Origin of the sequence: Palleronia sediminis, assembly GCF_004358695.1 — a bacterium.
Lineage (GTDB): Bacteria > Pseudomonadota > Alphaproteobacteria > Rhodobacterales > Rhodobacteraceae > Palleronia > Palleronia sediminis.
On the sequence record NZ_SNAA01000008.1, the window covers coordinates 54,810 to 73,371 of the forward strand.

The following is an 18,562-nucleotide window of genomic DNA, read 5'->3' on the forward strand; positions in this document are numbered from 1 at the left end:
GGGCCGCGCGGTCGCTCAGTCCCGCGGCGGCGGCGGCGCGTCGTCGTAGCGGTCCGACAGCGCGCGCGCCTGGTCGCCGGCCGGGTCGTCGTATTGCCCGGCCCTGAGGCTCCAGACAAAGGCGCCGAGCCCCAGAAGCCCCAGCGTCACCGAAACGGGTATGAGAAAGACCAGCACGTTCATGGATCGCGCCTCATTGCGTTGAGCGTCACGGTCAGCGACGAGGTGGACATGGCGATTGCGGCAAGGAACGGCGTGGCAAAGCCCGCCAGCGCGATCGGGATCGACACGATGTTATAGGCCCCCGACAGCGCGATGTTTTGCTTCATCCGCGCCCGCGCCGTGCGCGCCGTGCGCAGGGCATGGGGCACACCGTCGAGCTTGCCCGACAGCAGGATCACGTCGGCCGCGCTGCGCGCCGCGTCGAGCGCACTGCCCGGCGCGATGCCGGCATGAGCGACCGCAAGACACCCGGTGTCGTTCAGCCCGTCGCCGACCATCAGCACCCGCGCACCCGCGGCGCCGCGCGCCTCGACCCAGGCGACCTTGTCCTCGGGCGTCATCCGCGCCAGCGCCGTGTCGATGCCCAGCGTTTCCGCGATATGGGCAACGGCGCCGGGCGCGTCGCCCGACAAAAGCGCGATGGCATAGCCCTGCGCGCGCAGCGTGGCGACCGCCTGGGCCGCATCCTCGCGCAGATCCTCGGCCAGCATGAAGGGATGCGCGTCCCCGTCATCCGAGGTCAGCCAGACCGACGCCTCGCGCCCCTCGGGGCCGTTGCGGCCCAGCCGCCAGAGACGGCCCTCGTGCCGCCCCTCGAGCCCCTGCCCCGCGATCTCGGTCACGTCCTCGATCGCGGCAGGCGCGATGCCGCGGGCGCGCGCGGCCTCGGCAATGGCGCGCGAGGCGGGGTGCGACGACCCCTCGGCCAGACCGGCGGCAATGGACAGCGCCGCGCGGTCGGGGCTGCCGGTCAGGACCGGCACGCCCGTGGTCAGGGTTCCGGTCTTGTCGAAAACGACGGTGTCGATCTCGGCCAGCCGTTCGAGCGCGGTGCGCGATTTCACCAGCAGCCCCGCGCGGTAGAGCCGCGAGGTCGACACGGTCGAGACCGCCGGCACGGCCAGCCCCAGCGCGCAGGGACAGGTGATGACGAGCACCGAGATCGCCACGTCGAGCGCGTGCCACCCCTCGCGCGTGGCCCAGAACCAGCCGAGAAACGCCGCCGCGCCCAGCAGGTGGACGGCGGGCGCATAGAACCGCGCGGCCCGGTCGGCGATGCCGGCATAGCGCGAACGCTGGCTTTCCGAGGTGGCGACGAGTTCCGCCAGCCGGGCAAGCCCGGTATCGCGCCCGGCGCGGTCGACCCGCACCGTGAGCATCCCAGTCAGGCAGGTCTCGCCCGCGCGCACCGCGTCGCCCGGCCCGGCGGTCTCGGGCGCGCTTTCGCCGGTCAGCGCGGCGCGGTCCATGTCGGAGCGGCCCAGCGTGATCGTGCCGTCGGCGGGCAGCCGGTCACCGGGGCGGACGCGGATCAGGTCGCCCGACACGAGCGTCTCGGCCGCGACGATGCGTTCCTCGCCGGCCTCGAGACGGCGCGCCTGCGGCGCCTCGAGCGCGGCAAGCTCGGCCGCGGCCGACCGTGCGGCCCGCCGCCCCGCCTGGTCGAGATAGCGCCCGACCAGCAGGAAAAAGGTCAGCGCCAGCGCCGCGTCGAACCAGCCCTGTTCGTGGCTGAACCCGAAGGCGATGGCGAGCGACGCGAGCAGCGCGAGGATGATGGCGAGCGAGATGGGCACATCCATGTTGAGCCGCCGCCCCCGCAACGCCCCCAGCGCCGAAACGAAGAAGGGCCGCGCGGCATAGACCGTCGCCGGCACCGCGATGGCGGCCGAGACGAGGTGGAACAGCCGCGCCGTGGTCTCGGCCGCGCCCGACCAGACCGCGACCGAGAGCAGCATGACGTTCATCATGGCAAAGCCCGCGACCCCGATCCGGGTCAGCAAAGCCTGCGCCTCGGCGCCCTGCCGGTCGCGCGCCGCGTCGCCCAGCCGCTGGGCGCGGAACCCGGCATCGGCCAGCGTGTCGATCAGCGCGGTCTCGGGCAGGCCGGGGGCCGCGACCTGCACGCGGCGCAGCGTCAGGTTCACCCGCGCCTCGCGCACCCCCGGAAGCGCCATCAGCGCGTCCTCCACCCCGGCGATGCAGGCCGCGCAATGGATGTCGGGCAGGTGCAGGATCGCGTCGGGCTCGACCGTCGAGAGGTCGGCACGCGCCTCGGCGGGATCGACGCCGGCGCAGGCGGGGCAGGCTGCGGTCACGGCGCGACCCGCAGGATCACGCGCTTTTCATAGGCGGTGCCGTCGGGCGCCGCCGCGGCCACGTCGAGCCGCCACAGCCCCGGTTCGAGCTGCATCGGCACCGACCCGCCCGAGGCGACCGATAGCGGCCGGTCGTCGCGCTCTTCGGTGGGGCGGCCGAGATGGGTGACGAGATCGCGCACCGGGGCGGGCCGCCCGTCGGGGCCGGTGATGTCGAGCGACAGCCGCTCGCCGTCGTAATCGGCGGCCACGGTCCAGCCCAGCGCCTCCTGCGCGATGCGCTTGGCGTCGAACTCCTGGCTCGCGACGTAGGAGTTCGCCGTCTCGAGGCCGGGGAAGGTGCGCACCGCGTTCACGGCGAGCGCGATGTTCACCCCGATGATGATCGAAAAGCCTCCGACGAACAGGCCCGCGACATGTTTTCCGGTCAAAGTGGTCATTGCAGATCCCGTCCGTTGAAGGTGGTGTCGGTATGGGCGCGTTCGCCGCTGGCCATGTCCTCGACCCAGAGGCGGACGTCGGTCCGCTCGGACGCCGCCGCATCCGAGCCCGCGGGGGCCGTGAGATAGACGCGGACCAGGCGTTGCGTGTCGGTGGGCACGGTCACGGTATTGCCGGTCTCGCCCTCGATGTCGAGATCGAGCCCCGGCGCCATGGATTGCGACAGCAGGAACTGACGCGGCTCGGCCTGCTTGTTGAGCAGACGCACGTCATAGGCGTTGCGCACGGACCCGTCCGACAGGGTGACGAAGGTGGGGTTGCGGATGGGCGCCACGGTCATCTCGATCTCGGGGCGGATGAAGAGCGCAAAGAGCAGCCCCAGCCCGACCAGCGACCACAGCCCGAGATAGAGCAGGTTGCGCGGCCGCACGGCATGGCGCCAGGCGGGGATCGGGTCGCCGCCCGCGGCCTCGCGCGGGGCGTCCGACAGCGCGACATAGTCGATCAGGCCGCGCGGCAGGTTCACCTTGGCCATGACCTCGTCGCAGGCGTCGATGCACAGCGCGCAGGTGATGCAGGCCATCTGCTGGCCGTCGCGGATGTCGATGCCCATGGGGCAGACGTTCACGCAGGCGTTGCAGTCGATGCAGTCGCCGGGGCCGGTGACGCCGGTATTGGTGTCGGGCACGCCGGGCATCGGGATGGCCGGGGCGCGGCCGCCGATCTGGGGGCCGACGGTGCGCAGGTCGGCGGCGGCCTCGCGCCGCTTGAGACCCTTGCCGCGGGGCTCTCCGCGCCAGTCGCGATAGGCGACGGTCAGGGTGCCGTCATCCATCATCGCGCCCTGGATGCGCGGCCAGGGGCACATGTAGATGCAGACCTGTTCGCGCATGAACCCGCCGAAGATAAAGGTCGTCGCGGTCAGGATGCCGATGGTGATATAGGCCACGGCCGGCGCGTTCAGCGTCACGAGATCGACGAGCAGCGTCGGCGCATCGGCGAAATAGAACACCCACGCCCCGCCGGTCGCCACCGCGATCAGCAGCCAGATGGCCCATGTGCTCGACTTGAGCCAGACCTTGCGCGGGGTCCACCTGGCGTCGTGCAGCCGCTTGCGCGCGTTGCGGTCGCCCTGGATCTTGCGTTCGACCAGCAGGAACAGGTCGACCCAGACGGTCTGCGGGCAGGTATAGCCGCACCAGACGCGGCCCAGCGCCGCGGTGAACAGGAACAGCCCCACCCCGGCCATGACCAGAAGGCCCGCGACGAAATAGAACTCGTGCGGCCAGATCTCGATCCAGAAGAAATAGAAGCGGCGGTTGGCGAGATCGACCAGCACCGCCTGGTCGGGCAGGCTCGGGCCGCGATCCCAGCGGATCCAGGGCGTGATGTAATAGATGCCCAGCGTCAGGAGCATGATCCACCACTTGAGGTTGCGATACCAACCCGAGACGCGGCGGGGGAAAATCGGCTCGCGGGCCGCATAGAGAGACGTCGATTCGTCCGACATGACGGAGTCCTTCCTGTTCGCCCGGCCCTTTTGCCCAATCGGGCCTTCCCGGTCCTTGACGTGGATCAATCGGCCGGGGCCGTTCACGGCATCGCGATGGCGGGAAAATGGGGGTGGGGGTGGGGCATTCCCGGCCGATCTGGGGATGCCCGCCCCCCTTTGAAAGAGGCAGGAGGTCGCGCCCCGACGTCAGCGCTCCCCGCACGGAAAAGGGGCGGCGGGCCCAGGCCTGCCGCCCCTCCCACAGGGCCGGTCCGCTCTGATGCGAACAGGTGCGCGGGGGCCCTATTGCGTCGCGGCCTCGTCGGTCTCGATCACCGCGGCGGCATCCTCGCCGCCCGTGTCGCCGGCCTCGTCCGGGAACGGGACCTCGTCGGGGTCCGAGGGCGCGGCATCGATGGCACCGGCGCCTTCGGGGACGTCGTTCTCGCCCACCTGCGTCTCGCCGCCGCCAAGCCCGTGGACATAGACGGAAACGGCGGCAACCTCGGCCTCGCTCAGCCGCTCGCCCCAGGGCGGCATGACGCCGAAGGGGCCGTAGCGGATGACCTCGGTCAATTGCTCGTCCGAGTTGCCATAGAGCCAGATCGCGTCGGTCAGGTTGGGCGCGCCCAGCTCGCGCATGCCCGCGGCATCCATGCCGTGACAGGCGGTGCAGTTGAGGTCGAAAAGCTCGCCCCCCGGACCCGAAAGCGGATCCTGCCCCGACGGCAGGGACTGCACATGCGCGACAAGCGTGGCGATCTCTTCGTCGGTGAGGATCTCGCCGAAGGCCGGCATCTCGGAATAGCGCGCGTCGGGATCGGCCTCGTTACGGATGCCGTGACGCACGGTATAGGCGATATCCTCGACCGTGCCGCCCCAGAGCCAGGCGTCGTCGAGCAGGTTGGGATAGCCCAGCGCGCCCGCCGCCCCCGAGCCATGGCATTGCGAGCAGTTGGTGCGGAACACCGCCGCGCCCGCGTTGATGGCAAAGCTGTGCAGTTCCTCGTTCTCGGGGATGAGGCGCAGGTCGACCTCGGTCAGCGAGGCGCGCAGCGCGGCCTGGCTTTCCTCGACCGCCGCGATCTCGGCGGCGACGTTGGCGCGGGTCGACCAGCCCAGAACGCCCTTGGTGGCGCCCGTGACCATCGGCCAGGCCGGGAAGAGGATGACATAGATCACCCCCCACAGGATCGTGCCGTAGAACGCCCAGAGCCACCAACGCGGCAGGGGGTTGTTGAGCTCTTCGATGCCGTCCCAGCTATGGCCGGTCGTCTCGGTGCCGGTGACGGGGTCGATGCGGCGGTCGCTCATTTCTGTCCCTCCGAAGGGTTGGCGCAGCGGCAGTCGGGGCACGCCTTGGCGCATCCCGGCGTGTCGTCGGACTCGGGTGCGTCGTGGCGGAAGATCGCGCGGCTGGCATCGTCGTGGACCGCCCGGCTTCCGGGGCGGAACGCCCACAGGCACGCCCCCCCGAAGAAGCAGAACAGCGCAAGCAGCATCCAGCTATCGGCGAAGTGGCGCAGGATCGTATAGGTGTCTTCCATCGGTCCCCTCCTCCTCAGCGGCTGGCGTCGGCGGTGAAGGTCGAGAAATCGACCAGCGTGCCGAGCATCTGCAGATAGGCGATCAGCGCATCCATTTCGGTCAGCTCTTCGCGGCCGTCGAAATTGCGCACCTGCGCGCCCGGATAGCGTTCGAGCAGCCCGTCGATGTCGCCGAACGGATCGACCTGCACGCGGAAATCGGCCGCGGCGTTCTCGATCATCTCGTCGGTATAGGGCACCCCGACAAAGCGGTGGGTCGAGACGAGATCCTCGATATGCTCGCCGGTGATCGGCGTGCGCGCGAGGTAGTCGTATTTCGGCATGACGCTTTCGGGCACGACCGACTGCGGATCCTCGAAATGGTCCTGGTGCCATTCGTCGGAATAGCGGCCGCCGACGCGGGCGAGGTCGGGCCCCGTCCGCTTGGAGCCCCATTGGTGCGGGTGGTCGTACATCGATTCCGCGGCGAGCGAATAGTGGCCGTAGCGCTCGACCTCGTCCCGCATGGGGCGGATCATCTGGCTGTGGCACACATAGCAGCCCTCGCGGACGTAGATGTCGCGCCCCGTCAGCTCGAGCGGCGAATAGGGACGCACGCCCTCGACCTCTTCGACGGTGTTCTCGAGCCAGAAGAGCGGCGCGATCTCGACGATGCCGCCGACCGTGACCACGAGAAAGGACGTGATCAGCAGAAGCGTGGCGTTGCGTTCGAGCACCGCGTGGCGGTCGATCAGCTTGCGGTGATGGGGCAGCTCGTTGGGGATCCCGCCGTCACCCGGTGGGGTGACCTTGGGATCCTTGTCGGAGGGGGGGATCTTTTCGTTGTCGGTCATGAGATCACTCCGCGGGAACGGTTGCGATGGCGCGCGAGGCCTGGGGGCTGCGGATGGTCATCCACATGTTCCAGACCATGACGAGCGCGCCGGCGAGATAGAGGACGCCGCCCAGGCCGCGGACCACGTACATCGGGAACTTGGCCGCCACGGTGTCGGCGAAGGAGTTGACCAGGAAGCCCTGGGCATCGACCTCGCGCCACATCAGGCCTTCCATGATCCCCGTGACCCACATCGAGGCCGCGTAGAGGACGATCCCCAGCGTCGCGAGCCAGAAATGCAGGTTGATCGCCGCCATGGAGTGCATCTGCTTGCGACCCCAGAGCCTGGGCGTCAGGAAGTAGAGGCAGCCGAAGGTGATGAGACCGTTCCAGCCGAGCGCCCCGGAATGGACGTGGCCGATGGTCCAGTCGGTGTAGTGCGACAGCGAGTTCACCGCGCGGATCGACATCATCGGGCCTTCGAAGGTGGACATCCCGTAAAAGGCGAGGCTGGCCACGAACATGCGGATGATGGGGTCGGTGCGGATCTTGTCCCACGCGCCTTCGAGCGTCATCAGGCCGTTGATCATGCCGCCCCAGGAAGGCATCCACAGGATCACCGAGAACACCATGCCCAGCGTCGCGGCCCAGTCGGGAAGCGCGGTGTAGTGCAGGTGGTGCGGTCCCGCCCAGATATACAGGAAAATCAGTGCCCAGAAGTGGATGATCGACAGCTTGTAGCTGTAGATCGGGCGGCCGGCCTGCTTGGGCACGAAGTAATACATCATGCCGAGGAAACCGGCGGTCAGGAAAAAGCCCACGGCGTTATGGCCGTACCACCACTGCGTCATCGCATCCTGCACGCCCGAAAAGACCTGCACGGATTTCGAGCCCCAGATCGAGACCGGGATCGACAGGTTGTTGACGACATGCAGCATCGCCACCGTGACGATGAAGGCGAGGAAGAACCAGTTGGCGACGTAGATGTGACGCTCGCGCCGGCGGATGATCGTGCCCATGTAGATGGTCAGGTAGGTCAGCCAGACGATCGTCAGCCACAGGTCGGTGTACCATTCCGGCTCGGCGTATTCCTTGGACTGGGTGGCGCCCAGCAGGTAGCCGGTCGCGGCCAGCACGATGAAGAGCTGGTAGCCCCAGAACACGAACCACGCCGCGTTGCCGCCCCAGAGCCGCGCGGCGCTGGTGCGCTGCACGACGTAGAACGATGTCGCGATCAGCGCGTTGCCGCCAAAGGCGAAGATCACCGCCGAAGTATGCAGCGGGCGCAGGCGACCGAAATTGGCGTAGCCTTCGGACCAGTCGAAATTGAGGACCGGAAAGGCGAGCTGGAACGCGATGAAGGTTCCGACGAGGAACCCGGCAATGCCCCAGAAGGCGGTCGCGATGACGCCCGCGCGGATCGGGCCGTCCATGTAGGTTTCGAGAGAGGGCTTCACACGGTCTTCGTCGGTGCGCCGCAGCTCCCACAGGAACAATCCGCCCGCCGCCAGCATTACAATGCCGGCGTGGACCTGATAAGCGAGGTCGCGGCCCCAATCTGCGGCGATGGCCGCGAAGAGCGTAACGAGCCCCAGAACGATGAGCCTCAGATAGGGCATGTCGTCTCCTAAGGTTGGAACCCCGGAGAATCGGGGCGGTGATGCGGCGGTGTCGCACGGTCGGGCCGGGCGCATCCTTGACATGGATCAAGACAGGCAGGGGGTGCGGCATTTGATCTGGCGCAAGGACGCGCGTGCGCGCCCGGACCACACTCGCGCGACCCCATGAAGGAGACGTGCCCATGTCCGGCTTCAAGACCATCGCCACCGCCCTGACCCCGCGCGGGGGGATCGAGACGCTCGAGACCGCGATCGCCTGGGCCGAGGCCTGGGACGCCCATCTCGAGCCGTTCTGCCTGGCCGACATGCAGGCCAACATGCCGCCGATGATGACCCCCGACCTCGTCTTTGCGGCCCCCCTGCCCGAGCCCACCGGCGACGAGGAGATCGCCGCTCTCGAAATGGCGGCGCGCGACCGGCTCAAGGACAGTTCCGTCGACTGGGAGATCCCGCCCCGCGGCGAGCCGCTGGCCGATTTCGGGCCGCGCCTCGCCCGGCGGCTGCGCTTTGCCGATTTGGTGGTGCTGGCGGGCGGCGGGGCCGACGACCAGGGGCGGCGCGAGACGATCTTCGAGGCGGCGCTCTATCACAGCCGCGTGCCGATCCTGATGGCGCCTCCGGGGGCGGCGGCGGGATGCGCCCATGTCGCCGTGGCATGGGACGGCAGCGATACCGCGCTGGCGGGGCTGCGCGCGGCGATGCCGGCGCTGAAACGCGCCGAGCGAGTCGAAGTGCTGAGCATCGGCGACGAGGTGGCCGACGGGCCGGCGCTGCTGCGGATGCTGGCGCGCCACGACATCGAGGCCGAGCACGTCATGCTGCCCGCGGGCGGGGGCCGGGTGTCCGAGGCGCTGGCGGGCGGCGCGCAGGATCGCGGCGCCGATCTGCTGGTCATGGGCGCCTATGGCCACGCGCGGCTGCGCCAGGCGATCCTGGGCGGGGTCACGCGCGACCTGGTGCGCGCCGCGCCCATGCCGCTGCTGATGGCACGCTGAGCCGCGAAGGCGCCAACGCCGCGGCCCGGCTGACCGCCGATCTGGCGGGCCGGGTCGCGTGCGTGGTGTAAAAGAGGGGCCGGCGCCGGCCCCGGTGTGATCCGGTCATGGACTGCCCGCGCGGACCGGATGCCATCCCGGCCGCGTGATCGTGGACATGGCGCGGCCGATGAGCCGCGCCCCGTGGATCGACCGCGCCGGGATGTAAGCCCGGACGCGCAAGAGCTCTCGCCGCCGAGAATGGCAGGCAAGTATGAAGGTGCGGTGAACGCGGCGGCCGGTGGGCCGGGCCGTCAGGCGATGGGCCCGCCGTCGTCATCCTCGCCGGCGATGAGGGCCAGCGCCTCGAAGGACGGGATGCGGAAGGCGCGGGTGTTGATCGCCTGGATCAGACCGTCCTTTTTCATGGCGGTGATCTGGCGCGACGTCGTCTCGATCGTGAGGCCGAGGTGATCGGACATCGCCTCGCGCGAAAGGGGCAGCGCCACGGCCACGTCGCCCGCGGGCTCGCCCTGACCGGTGGCCGCGGCGCGGCGCCGGATCAGGCTGACGAGGAAGGCCGCCACCTTTTCGCGGGCGGTCATGCGGCCCAGAACCACGGCCCAGTCGCGCGCGGCGTCGAGCTCGTCCAGCGTCATGGTCAGCAGCCGCGTGGCGATATGGGGCGTGTCGCGCACCAGCCCGTCGAAGGTCCGCCGCTCGAACCGGCAGACGACGGTGTCCGACAGCGCGACCACGTCATAGGCCGCGGTGGCGCGGCCCGGACGGCCGATGAAATCCGACGGCAGCAGCAGGCCGACCGTCTGGCGGCGCCCATCCTCGAGCGTGCGCGACATGGAGGCGCAGCCCGACACGATCGACGAGAAATGCGTCAGCGCCTCGCCCGAGACGGCCAGCGGCTCGCCCGCGGCAAAGCTGCGATAGGATTTCGCCGCCTCGAGCGCGGCGAGTTCGTCCTTGTCGCATTCCGCGCAGACGGCATTGTGCCTGATCGGGCAATTCCCGCAGGAGATGTTCGGGCTGGACTGGGCCATACGGGATACTGCTTGAGACATCGTAATTCTCCCTAGCCAATAAGTTGATCTCGATCAATGCGAACTGGCGAATTGTCGGGTTGTCCTCAACGCATGGAAACGACCCCCTTGCGAACGGCCCTCGGGCGTGCCCGACTGCCCCGCTACACCAGTTACCCGCCTGCAAACCGCTTTGACGCGGGTATAGGCCCCGAAACCGTCGCGGCCTGGCTCGAAGAGCTGCCGGCGGACGGGCCGGTGTCGCTCTACGTGCATGTGCCGTTTTGTCGCCGGGTCTGCTTTTTCTGCGCCTGCCGCACGCAGGTCGCGCGCGGGGATGCGCCGCTCGATGCGTGGCTCGCCCATATCGCCCGCGAGATCGCGCTGGTCCGCGCCCGGCTGCCCGGACGGCTGCCGGTGCGGCGCCTGTCGCTGGGCGGGGGCACGCCCACGATCCTGTCGCCAGAGGCGCTGGACCGGCTGGGCGAGCTGCTGTGCGGGGCCTTCGATATCGGCGCCGATGCCGAGATCTCGGTCGAGATCGACCCCGGCGCCTGCGATGCCGCGCGGATCGACGCGCTGGCCCGGATGGGAGTGCGCCGCGCCACAATCGGGATGCCCGATCTCGACCCGCGGGTGCAGCGCACCACCGGCCGTACCCAGAGCCTCGAGGTCACGCGCGAGACGGTCGCGGAACTGCGCGCGCGGGGGATCGACCGAATCGGGTTCGAGCTGCTCTACGGGCTGCCGCACCAGACCGCCGCGGGGCTCGGCGCGACGCTCGAGGCCGCGCTGGCCGAGGCACCCGACCGCATCGCCCTGCCCGGCTATGCCCACGTGCCCTGGATCTCGCGGCGGCAACGCATGATCCCCGAGGATACGCTCCCCGGTCCCGAGGCGCGCATGGCGCTGGCCGAAGGCGCGGCCGCGCGGCTGCACGAGGCGGGATATGTGCAGGTCGGCATCGACCATTTCGCCCGGCCGGACGATGCGCTGGCGCGGGCGGCCGCGGCCGGCACGCTGGGGCGCAGCTTTCAGGGCTACGAGCCCGAGCCGGCGGCGACGCTGATCGGCTTCGGCCCCTCGGCCGTGTCGCGCCTGCCGCAGGGATTCGCGCAGAACGCGGGCGGCACCGGGGCGTGGCAATCCGAGATCTCGTCGGGGCGGCTGGCCACGCGCAGCGGCTGGCGGCTGAGCGCGCGCGACGCGGCCATCGGGCGCGCCATCGAGCGGATCATGTGCGACGGAACGGTGGACCTGTCATGGTATCCCCAGGCCCCCGCGACCGAGCTTTTGCTGCGCGCGCGCACGGCGATGATCGAACTTCCGGGGCTGGGCCGGGTCGAGGGCAACCGCATAACCATCGACACGATGACGGGCGCCCGGCTGCTTGCCAGCCGCCTCGATCCCGATTTCGCACCCGAGCGCGACAATTTCAGCCTCGCCTGCTGAGGCCGGGGCGGCGGTGCGCGTTCGGGTCGGAGAGGCGGCGTAGGGGCGTTTCCGGGGCGCGGCTTACCCGGCGCTCCGCGCGTTCGCTGCTGAAAGGCCCCACCGGGGCCTTTCCTAGACGCGGCTTACCCCCCAAACCCCCTGGCGGCGGTGCCGCCTCCGGTGCGGCCGGCGCCGAAGCCGCCGCGGCTTTGCACCGCCGCGCGGCTGAGCGGGGCGGCGGTGCGGGTCGAGGGCGCGCTGGAAAAGGCCGCCGGGGCGAGATTGGTCCGGCCGCGCAGCCCCGACAACGTCGTGCCGCCGCCCGGTGTCGCGAACCGCCCGCCCTGCGTGCGGTAGAGCGGCTGCGCCGCCATGCCGCGCCCGCCCAGCATGTTGCCGATCATGTAGCCCGCCAGCAGCGGCAGAAAGATCGAGCTGCCGTCCGAGCGCGTCTCGACCACGCATTCGCCGCCATGCTCGGCCTCGCAGACGTCGCGATCGGCATAGCGCGGCGCGCTTTCGGCGTGGATGGCCTGCGCCTCGGCGAAACCTTCGGCGCATTCCTCGGCGGTAAAGGCGTTCTCGGGCAGGTCGGCCACCGCGCGGCATTCCTCGACCGAAGGGAACACCGTGGCCTCGACCGTCTGCTCGGGCTGGCAGGCGGCCAGTCCGAACGCGGCCGAGCCCATCAGGACGAACCTCGTGCGGGCGGCGCGTTTGCGGGGCGGCGGGGTCATTGCGGGTCTCCGGGTCGGGGTCATCTGGGATCTATATAGTGCGGAACGAAACGGCTCGTATCCTGCGTGATCCGCGACCTGTCCGCGCGCAGGCCCAGCCCGGCGGCGGTCTCGCCCACCATCCAGACGCCGCAAACGACGTGATCCTCGCCGAAACGCGGCAGCGGGCCATAGGCTTGCAAGATGCGCGGATGGGCGTCGTATTGCGTGTCGGGCGAGGCCTCGTCACGCCCGCCGACGCTGAGCCTGACTCCCGCCCCCTCGCGCGAGAACAGCGGCTTGCTCACGATATCGGGGCCCAGATCGGCGGTATCCTCGCCCTCGAACACGGCGGGCAAGAGCGACGGATGGCCCGGAAACATGCGCCACAGCACCGGCAGGATCCCCTTGTTGGACAGGATCGCCTTCCACGGGGGTTCGAGAAAACGGCATTGCGCCCCGGCGATGGCATCGGCGAAATCGTCGCGCAGCATGTCCTCCCACGGGTAGAGCTTGAAGAGCGTACCGATCACGCGATCCTCGGCATCGGTGAACTGCCCCGTCTCGGAGATGCCGATCTTTCGAATATCGGTGAAATGCGCGCCGAGCCCGGCTTCGCGCGCGGCCCAGGCCAGCGTCTCGACGGTGGCGTAATCCTCGGGCGCATCGGCGAAGGCCGCGAAATGCAGATCCTCGTCGCGGGCGAACAGGGCGGCGAACCGCGCGACCAGCGCCTCGAAGAGGCCGTTGAACTGGTCGGCCCCCTCGGGCAGCCGCCCCGCGCCGATCATGTCCTCGAGCCAGTCCCACTGGAACCCGCTCGTCTCGTAAAGCGTCGTCGGCGTGTCGGCGTTGTATTCCAGCAGCTTGGCCGGACCCGTGCCGTCAAAAGCGAAATCCATCCGCCCGTAAAGCTCGGGATCCCCGGCCTGCCAGCTTGTCGCCACGAGATCGCGATGCTCGGGCGGGATGGCCAGCCGGTCGAGCATCTCTTCGGAGGCAAGGACATGGTCGACCGCCTCGCGGCACAACGCGTGCAGTTCTTCGGCCGGAGTCTCGAGCCCCGCCTCGATCTCTTCGAGCGAGAAGGCATAGGCATGCGACTCGTCCCAGTAGAGCTCGCCACCGATATGGTGAAAGGTGAACCCCGCCTCGCCGGCCTTGTCCTGCCAATCGGGCCGCGCGCCCAGATCGTCCCGCCGCATGAGCCGCCCCCTTCGATGTCGTGCGCCGTCGAGCCTAGCCCCGGCGCGGTCCCGCCGAAAGGGGCGGCCGCGTCACTTGCCGCGGCGGGGCGGCTCGCCGCCGCCGCGCACGCGCGGCTTGCGGCCCGTTCCCCGGTCGAGCGGGCGCGACGGATCGGCGGCGTTCTCGGGCCGCTGGGCGCGCGGCTTGGCGCCCTTGGCGCCGGGCTTGCCCATGGGCCCCGCGCCCGGCTTGCCCGGCTTTCCGGGTTTGTCAAAGCGTTTGCCGCCCGGCTTGCCGCCCGCGCCGGCGGATGGCTTGCCGTAAGGCTTGCCGCCGGGCTTTGCGCCCGCGGGCCGCTTGCCCGCCGGTTTGGCGCCATCGCCCGCGGGCGCGCCGCGAGGCTTGGCGCGTGGCGCGGTCCCGGTCTCGCGCGCCGGCTTGGCCCGCGGCTTGGCGCGGGGCGGCGTCTCGGCGGCGGCCTTGTCGGCGCTCGACGCATCCGGCGCCGGGGCCGCAGGCGCTTCGGGAGCCGGGGGGGCCTCGGGGGCGGGGGACGTCTCGGCCCTTGCCGCCGGGGCCGGCCGCTCGGCGTGCGCGCGGTCGGGGCGCGGCGCCTGGGCCTCTGGCCCTTCGGACGCGGCGGCGACGGTGATGCCCTTCTCGAGCGCCGCCCCCTCCATCCGCGACAGAAACGCCGCACGGGCGGGTTCGGCGATCTCGACATGGGTTTCGCGCGCGCCGACGCGGATCGCGCCGATATCCTCGCGATCGAGCCCGCCCGCGCGGCACAGCATCGGCAAAAGCCAGCGCGGCTCGGCCCGCTCGTCGCGGCCGACCGACAGCGTGATCCAGCCCGACGGCCCGAAGGCCGCGCGTTCGCGCCGCTCGCGCCGTTCGGGCACGGCATCGGGGTCCGACAGATCCTCGGGGGCGGAATGGCGGGCATGGTAGGCGCGCAGATAGGCCACCGCGATCTCTTCGGGGCTGCGCTGCGCGAGCAGCCGCGCGGCAAAGGCGGTCTCGTCCCCGGTCGCGGCCTCGTCCCAGGCGGGATCGCTGAGCAGGCGTTCCTCGTCGCGGGCGCGCACCGCATCGGCCGAGGGGGCGGTGCCCCATTCCGCGGTCACCTTGGCCCATTTCAGGATGCGCTCGGCCTTCTTGCGGGCCTTGGGCGGCACGATCAGCACCGATGCCCCCTTGCGCCCCGCCCGCCCGGTCCGTCCCGAGCGGTGCAAAAGCGCCTCGGCGCCGCCGGGCAGCTCGGCATGGATGACGAGCTCCAGATTGGGCAGGTCGATGCCGCGCGCGGCCACGTCGGTCGCCACGCAGATCCGCGCCCGCCCGTCGCGCACGGCCTGCAGCGCGCGGCCGCGCTCGTCCTGGCTGAGCTCGCCCGACAGGGTGACGACCGACAGCCCGCGATTGGCGAGACGCGCGGCCATCCGGTTCACCGCCGCGCGGGTATTGGCGAAAACGATGGCCGTGGGCGCGTCGTGATAGCGCAGCACGTTGACCACCGCGGTCTCGGCGTCGCGCTCGGCCACGGCCAGCGCGTGATAGGCGATGTCGCTGTGCTGGCGGCCGGCCGACTGGGTGGCCACGCGGACCGCGTCGCGCTGGTAGCGCTCGGCCAGGGTGGCGATGGCGGGCGGCACGGTGGCCGAGAACATCAGCGTGCGCTTGTCGGCCGGCGCCTCGGAGAGCATGAATTCGAGATCCTCGCGGAAGCCGAGGTCGAGCATCTCGTCGGCCTCGTCCAGAACCACCGCGCGCAGCCCCGACAGGTCGAGCGCGCCGCGCTCGATATGGTCGCGCAGCCGGCCCGGCGTGCCGACGACGATATGCGCGCCGCGCCCCAGCGTGCGGCGTTCCTCGCGCGGGTCCATCCCGCCGATGCACGACACCACCCGCGCCCCGGCCCCGGCATAGAGCCATTGCAGCTCGCGCATGACCTGGAGCGCAAGCTCGCGCGTGGGCGCCACGACCAGCGCCAGCGGCAGCCCGGCGGGCGCGAGCGTTCCCGTCTCGGGCAGGATCGTCGGCGCGATGGCCAGTCCGAACCCCACCGTCTTGCCCGATCCGGTCTGCGCCGAGACCAGCAGGTCGGCCTCGGCCAGCGCGGGATCGGTCACGGCCTTCTGCACGGGGGTGAGGCTGTCATAGCCGCGCTCGGCCAGCGCGTCGGAAAGGGTCGGGATCATGGGATCGGTCCAGGCTTGGGGCGTCCGGGGCAGCGGGACGCGCGGTGCCTAGCGCGGGCGCGCGCCGGGGTATAGGGCAAAGACGCGTGATCGCGCCCCGAAGCGCCGTCCCGCGCCTCTCGCGGTTCCGCCATCGGGTATTTGAAAAGAGAAGACGGGCCTGGCGCGGCGCCTGTCGTCTTCTCTTTCCAAATACCCAGGGAAACCCGCGATCCACGGGCGCGCCGTCACGGGCGGCTCACGCATCCGTCAACATGGTTCGGCCCAAGCGGCGTGACTGTGCGCAGACGCACGCAACCCGAAGCGACATTCGCGCGTCTTTGCGGCAAGAGCGGGATCAGACCGCTCGTGCAGGAGAGATCCGATGACATTCGCCAGACCTTCACGCCTTTTTCTTCTGGGTATCCTCGTCGCCGGGGGGCTTGCCGCCGCCGGAGCGGCCACGCGGGCCGATATCCTCGTCGCCGTCCCCGAACGCACCCATGCCACCCCCGAGATGATCGCGGCCTTCCCCGAGCTGTTCTGAGGGGCGCCGTGCTCAGACCCAGGCGCGCGCCCGCGCGGCGAGTTCGTCCACGCGGGCGCGCAGGTCGGCAGGGATGGTGCCCGGACGGGGCGGGTCGGCCAGCGTGGTGAACCACGGCTCGGGCGGGTTGCGCCCCATCCGGTTGCCCGGAAAGGACAGGCCGCGCAGCACATGCTCGGCCGGAGCCGGGAGGCGGTCGGGCAGGTCGTGCCCGTCCAGCGCCGCCCAGACCCGCGTCCAGAGCCGCCCGACCGACCACGGGTTGTAGCCGCCCCCGCCCAGCACCATCAGCCGCTCGCAGAGCGGGCGCAGCCCGTCCAGCACGGCGATATGGGCATTGTTGGACATGGCGAGGCCCGACAGCGGATCCTCGAGCACCGCGTCGGCCCCGCATTGCAGCACGATCGCATCGGGGCGGTGCGCGGCCACGACGGGCAGGATCACCGCGTCGCGCGCGAACGCCATGGCCGCGTCCCCGCTGCCGCGCGGCAAAGGCAGGTTCCACAGGTTGCCCGCGCCCCGCTCGTCGAGCGCGCCGGTGCGCGGCCAGCGCCCCTCCTCGTGGGTCGAGATGCAGGCCACGCGTGGATCGGCGGCAAAGGCATGCGCGACCCCGTCGCAATGATGCGCGTCGATATCGACATAGGCCACCCGCTGCGCGCCTTGCCGCAGGAGCGTGAGGATGCCGAGGACGGGATCGTTGAGATAGCAGAACCCGTTGGCGCGGCCGGGCATCCCGTGATGGGTGCCGCCACCGGGGTTGAACACGCGCCCCGGCGCTTGCAGCAGGTTCGCCGCCATCATCGAGCCGCCCGCGGCGGTGGCGGGGCGGCGAAAGACCTCGGGATAGACCGGGTTGGCGGCGGTGCCGAGCGCGTAGCGATCGCGGGTCGCGGCGCTGACTTCCTGCGCGGTCTCGGCAGCCCGAAGCGCGGCGATGTAGTCGGGCCGGTGCCAGGTTTCGAGCGCGGCGGGCTTGGCGCGGGGCGAGGCGACGTAGCGCCCGCTCGGGAGCCAGCCCAGCGCGCGCGACAGGTCCATCACGGTCGAGACGCGCGGGATGCGCAGCGGATGGTCGGGTCCGTAGCTCGAGGCGCGGTAGATCTCGGAGCCGATGAAGCGCGCGCTCACTCCAGCGCGTCTTCGATCGCCGCGCCGAGGGACGCGGGCCGGGTGGCCGAGCCCCATGTGCCGACCACGCGGCCCTCGTCCAGCAGCACCTTGGAGAAGTTCCAGCGCGGCGCCCAGCCCTCGGTCTCGGACAGCCAGCGGTAGAAGGGATGCGCGGCCTCGCCCGTCACGGGGGTGATCGTGGCCATCGGCAGGTCGAGCCCGAAGGTAAGCTGGCAGAACTCGGCCACCTCGGCATCCGAGCCGAGCTCCTGCCGGAAATCGTCGGAGGGCACGGCCAGCACCAGCAGGCCGCGCGGCCCGAAGGTCTCGTGCAATTGCTGGAGCCCGTCATATTGCGGCGTGAAGGCGCAGAGCGACGCGGTATTGACCACGAGCGCCGGCCCCTCATGCGCGGCGAGGTCGATCCAGCCGCCGTCGATCGACGCGAACCGCCCGCCCTCGAGCGCCGCGGCGGGCGAGAAAAGCGCACATACCGTGCAAATCGCCAGGGATTGCCCTATTTTCTGCATGACCCCGAATATAAGCGCGATATATCTCGGGTCCACGCGGCCGGAGCAGACAGGCTGCGACAAAAGAAAGCAGCCCACCCGGAACAGGACCGGCCCGACCGATGTCGATCGAAATGGCACGCCCGATCAGATTGCTCGCCGAAGGCAAGCGCGGCGTTCGCGCGCAGTTCGGCGCGCTGTGCTGGCGGCGCAAGAACGACAAGGTCGAGGTGATGCTCGTCACGACGCGCCAGACGCGGCGCTGGGTGATCCCCAAGGGCTGGCCGATGGACGGCAAGACGCCGGCGCAGACCGCGGCCATCGAAGCCTTCGAAGAGGCCGGGGTAAAGGGGCAGAGCCGCGAGACCTGTATCGGGCTGTTCACCTATCTCAAGGAATTCGAGGATAACGATCTGCCCGTCGCGGTCGCGGTCTACCCGGTCAAGGTGACCAAGATCCTGTCGGACTGGCCCGAAAAGGCCGAGCGCGCGCGCCGCTGGCTGCGCCCCAAGAAGGCCGCCAAGCTGGTCTGCGAGCCCGAGCTTGCCGCCATCCTGCGCAATTTCGAGCCGCCCGGAGAGGCCTGAGCGGGGGCGCGCGATTGCGGAGCGCGCGGGCTGCGCCTATCTTGGC

Annotated in this window: 18 protein-coding genes; 4 read left to right on the forward strand and 14 right to left on the reverse strand. The window is 70.5% G+C overall.

What is annotated here, in order from left to right; all coding sequences use genetic code 11:
• Positions 1–15 precede the first annotated feature (15 nt).
• From ccoS to ccoN, 8 genes are all read right to left on the reverse strand, one after another.
• Positions 16–183: a cbb3-type cytochrome oxidase assembly protein CcoS gene (gene ccoS / locus E2L08_RS08595; protein ID WP_133396664.1), complete on the reverse strand. Its 168-nt coding sequence runs from the start codon at positions 181–183 to the stop codon at positions 16–18.
• Positions 180–2,321 carry a heavy metal translocating P-type ATPase gene (locus E2L08_RS08600; RefSeq protein ID WP_133396665.1) on the reverse strand — a complete coding sequence of 714 codons (2,142 nt, stop codon included), beginning with the start codon at positions 2,319–2,321 and terminating at the stop codon, positions 180–182. The genes ccoS and E2L08_RS08600 overlap by 4 nt, the downstream gene beginning before the upstream one ends.
• Positions 2,318–2,761 carry a FixH family protein gene (locus E2L08_RS08605; protein WP_133396666.1) on the reverse strand — a complete coding sequence of 148 codons (444 nt, stop codon included), beginning with the start codon at positions 2,759–2,761 and terminating at the stop codon, positions 2,318–2,320. The genes E2L08_RS08600 and E2L08_RS08605 overlap by 4 nt, the downstream gene beginning before the upstream one ends.
• Entirely contained in the window at positions 2,758–4,272 is a 1,515-nt protein-coding gene (gene ccoG / locus E2L08_RS08610) for a cytochrome c oxidase accessory protein CcoG (protein WP_133396667.1), read from the reverse strand. The genes E2L08_RS08605 and ccoG overlap by 4 nt, the downstream gene beginning before the upstream one ends.
• A 285-nt stretch (positions 4,273–4,557) precedes the next feature.
• Positions 4,558–5,568 carry a cytochrome-c oxidase, cbb3-type subunit III gene (gene ccoP / locus E2L08_RS08615; protein WP_133396668.1) on the reverse strand — a complete coding sequence of 337 codons (1,011 nt, stop codon included), beginning with the start codon at positions 5,566–5,568 and terminating at the stop codon, positions 4,558–4,560.
• Positions 5,565–5,801: a cbb3-type cytochrome c oxidase subunit 3 gene (locus tag E2L08_RS08620; protein ID WP_133396669.1), complete on the reverse strand. Its 237-nt coding sequence runs from the start codon at positions 5,799–5,801 to the stop codon at positions 5,565–5,567. The genes ccoP and E2L08_RS08620 overlap by 4 nt, the downstream gene beginning before the upstream one ends.
• A 14-nt stretch (positions 5,802–5,815) precedes the next feature.
• Positions 5,816–6,634 (reverse strand): cytochrome-c oxidase, cbb3-type subunit II, encoded by an 819-nt coding sequence (gene ccoO / locus E2L08_RS08625; protein ID WP_133396670.1) that lies wholly within the window; start codon positions 6,632–6,634, stop codon positions 5,816–5,818.
• 4 nt (positions 6,635–6,638) lie between these two features.
• Positions 6,639–8,234 carry a cytochrome-c oxidase, cbb3-type subunit I gene (gene ccoN / locus E2L08_RS08630; protein ID WP_133396671.1) on the reverse strand — a complete coding sequence of 532 codons (1,596 nt, stop codon included), beginning with the start codon at positions 8,232–8,234 and terminating at the stop codon, positions 6,639–6,641.
• 182 nt (positions 8,235–8,416) lie between these two features.
• Between ccoN and E2L08_RS08635 the strand changes: the two genes are divergently transcribed.
• A complete protein-coding gene (locus E2L08_RS08635) occupies positions 8,417–9,229 on the forward strand; it encodes a universal stress protein (protein WP_133396672.1) in 813 nt (270 codons plus the stop codon).
• A gap of 293 nt (positions 9,230–9,522) precedes the next feature.
• Here the strand turns inward: E2L08_RS08635 and fnrL are convergent, their stop codons facing one another.
• Complete coding sequence (gene fnrL / locus E2L08_RS08640) at positions 9,523–10,263, reverse strand: transcriptional regulator FnrL (protein WP_133396673.1); 741 nt, start codon at positions 10,261–10,263, stop codon at positions 9,523–9,525.
• A gap of 108 nt (positions 10,264–10,371) precedes the next feature.
• Between fnrL and E2L08_RS08645 the strand changes: the two genes are divergently transcribed.
• Entirely contained in the window at positions 10,372–11,694 is a 1,323-nt protein-coding gene (locus E2L08_RS08645) for a radical SAM protein (protein ID WP_168771092.1), read from the forward strand.
• Positions 11,695–11,819: 125 nt separating this feature from the next.
• Here the strand turns inward: E2L08_RS08645 and E2L08_RS08650 are convergent, their stop codons facing one another.
• The 3 genes from E2L08_RS08650 to E2L08_RS08660 form a co-directional block, all read right to left on the reverse strand.
• Positions 11,820–12,413, reverse strand: coding sequence for a DUF1190 domain-containing protein (locus E2L08_RS08650; RefSeq protein WP_133396675.1), 594 nt, complete (start codon positions 12,411–12,413; stop codon positions 11,820–11,822).
• A 20-nt stretch (positions 12,414–12,433) separates the two neighbouring features.
• The gene (locus E2L08_RS08655) at positions 12,434–13,597 is read right to left on the reverse strand and encodes a glutathionylspermidine synthase family protein (RefSeq protein ID WP_133396676.1); all 1,164 of its coding nucleotides are present in this window, start codon (positions 13,595–13,597) and stop codon (positions 12,434–12,436) included.
• Between the two features lie 72 nt (positions 13,598–13,669).
• Positions 13,670–15,781, reverse strand: a complete 2,112-nt coding sequence (locus E2L08_RS08660; RefSeq protein WP_133396677.1) for a DEAD/DEAH box helicase — start codon at positions 15,779–15,781, stop codon at positions 13,670–13,672.
• A gap of 364 nt (positions 15,782–16,145) precedes the next feature.
• Between E2L08_RS08660 and E2L08_RS16985 the strand changes: the two genes are divergently transcribed.
• On the forward strand, positions 16,146–16,307 hold the full coding sequence (locus tag E2L08_RS16985; protein WP_168771093.1) for a hypothetical protein: 162 nt from the start codon (positions 16,146–16,148) through the stop codon (positions 16,305–16,307).
• 12 nt (positions 16,308–16,319) lie between these two features.
• Here the strand turns inward: E2L08_RS16985 and E2L08_RS08665 are convergent, their stop codons facing one another.
• Complete coding sequence (locus E2L08_RS08665) at positions 16,320–17,438, reverse strand: acetoin utilization protein AcuC (RefSeq protein WP_240758172.1); 1,119 nt, start codon at positions 17,436–17,438, stop codon at positions 16,320–16,322.
• Positions 17,435–17,950, reverse strand: coding sequence for a glutathione peroxidase (locus tag E2L08_RS08670; RefSeq protein ID WP_133396679.1), 516 nt, complete (start codon positions 17,948–17,950; stop codon positions 17,435–17,437). The genes E2L08_RS08665 and E2L08_RS08670 overlap by 4 nt, the downstream gene beginning before the upstream one ends.
• Before the next feature lie 113 nt (positions 17,951–18,063).
• On the opposite strand from E2L08_RS08670, the gene E2L08_RS08675 reads away from it, so the two are divergent.
• Positions 18,064–18,516, forward strand: coding sequence for an NUDIX hydrolase (locus tag E2L08_RS08675; protein WP_240758173.1), 453 nt, complete (start codon positions 18,064–18,066; stop codon positions 18,514–18,516).
• Positions 18,517–18,562: the final 46 nt, after the last annotated feature.